Here is a 1,880-nt window from a genome sequence, read left to right as displayed (position 1 = left end):
GATCTGAATCGGCCCCGGCGGGCTCCCGGAGGCACGATCACGGCGGGCCACCGCCCATCAGACCCACAGAAACGGCCATCTACCAGCCGATTAGTACCTTCGCGGAATGGTGCGGTAATCTTTTCGAGCACCCGGCGACGGGGGCAAGAACGGGCTGTGGCGCAGCTTGGTAGCGCACCTGACTGGGGGTCAGGTGGTCGCAGGTTCAAATCCTGTCAGCCCGACAGGAGAATCCCCGCTGAACCCGGGTATAACCGCCCGCAAGCCGACGGCGCGCTGCTGCCCGGCCCCGGCCCCGGCGCCGTCGTCGCGGGTCCGACCTTCGGCGAGTGGCTGGAGCGACGTAAGCGCCAGCGCCGAAACGGGTATCAGCACCACCTGGATACCGGGACCGGGCTCGGCGACGATGGACGAATGAGTGAAGTGGCCGATTTGCGCTCGGTGCGCACCGAGCGCCGGGCCCAGCTCGGCGCGTTTCTGAAGTCCCGGCGTGCGAAGATCGCCCCCGGTGATGTCGGCTTGGCACCGGGGCCGCGCAGGCGCACGCCCGGCTTGCGCCGCGAAGAGGTGGCACAACTTTCCGGCATCGGCGTCACCTGGTACACCTGGCTCGAGCAAGGCAGGCCCATCAATGCCAGTGTCCAGGTGCTCGATGCCGTCGCACGGACGCTGTGTCTGGACCCGGTCGAGAAGGCGCACCTCTACCGGCTCGCCGATGTGCCGTCTGTCCCGAGTTCGGTGGTGCAGTCGGCGTTGCCGCCCGGACTGCCGGTGATCCTCGATCAGCTCTCGCCGCTGCCCGCGGTACTGCTCAGCGCGAAATACGATGTGCTGGCGCACAACGACGCCTATCGCGCGTTGTTTCCCCGTTGCGCCGACGGTGAGCAGAACATCCTGCGCCACGTGTTCCTGACACCGGAGTGCTGCAACCCGTACCGGCACAACGTGCACGACCTGCGCCGGATGGTCGCCTACCTGCGCGGTGCCTACGTCAAGCATCTCGACGACCCGGAGTGGGTGGCCCTGGTCGAGGAGTTGTGCGGGGCCAGCGTGGAGTTCGCCGATCTGTGGGCCCGCAACGATGTCGCGGTGCCGGTGAACCTGGTCAAGGTGATCCAGCACCTGGCCGTCGGCACGCTCGCGATGCACATGACGAGCATGTCGCTGCCGGTGGTCGAGGGCGCCTGGATGCAGATCTTCACCCCGGTGGACGCGGCGGCGACGGAGACGATGTCGAGATTGCTCGCGATGTCCGACGATGAGCGGCTGGCACCGGTGGACGAGCACATCGAGAGCGTGCACGCGCTCGGCTGACCTGCGTAGACAGCCGATTTTCCTGGGCCGTTCGAGAGCTGAAAACTCTACCGTCCCTTGCAAGTCGCAATCTGCGAACCTCGGGTACTATCGCCGTCGGGGGAGCGCGAGATGTCCGATGGTCTGCTTAGTATGTCGCAGGCACCGGCAGCTTCGGCTGCCTCACCACGCCATACACGACATCTCCAGGGGATGAAACTTGATCGACATGACACCGCACCCCACCCCCCGGAGCCGCTTGTCGCGGCGCTCCGGCATCACCTCGATCGTCGCGGTCGCCGCTGTCTGCGCGGCCCTCGTGACCGGTTGCTCCAAGGACGACGCCACCACGACGGCGCCGCCGACCGGTCAGCTGCCTGATGGCGCGCAGCTCGTGAAGGAGTCGGCGAAGACCACGCAGACCCTGCGCACCGTGCACCTGAACATCGATGTGAAGAACCTGCCGAACCTGCCGGTGGAAACCGTCTCGGCGGACGTCACCAACGAGACCCAGGGCTCCGGCGCCGCGATGGGTGAGGCGAAGGTCAAGCTCACACCGGAGGCCGAGTTCACCGAGGCGAAGTTCC

2 protein-coding genes and 1 tRNA gene are annotated in these 1,880 nt (G+C 66.7%); all 3 read left to right on the top strand.

Translation table 11 applies throughout. The features are described from left to right. Positions 1–150: 150 nt before the first annotated feature. Positions 151–224: transfer RNA gene (locus ACFWPJ_RS31720), tRNA-Pro, on the top strand. 190 nt (positions 225–414) lie between these two features. After that, entirely contained in the window at positions 415–1,314 is a 900-nt protein-coding gene (locus ACFWPJ_RS31715) for a helix-turn-helix transcriptional regulator (RefSeq protein WP_378857042.1), read from the top strand. 208 nt (positions 1,315–1,522) lie between these two features. After that, positions 1,523–1,880 (top strand): LppX_LprAFG lipoprotein (locus ACFWPJ_RS31710; protein ID WP_378857044.1); only part of this gene is annotated, 358 nt, incomplete at its 3' end.

Source organism: Nocardia sp. NPDC058497, from assembly GCF_042720195.1.
GTDB lineage: Bacteria > Actinomycetota > Actinomycetes > Mycobacteriales > Mycobacteriaceae > Nocardia.
The sequence above is the reverse complement of the archived record's forward strand: the minus strand, read 5'-3'. Positions and strand labels throughout refer to the sequence as shown.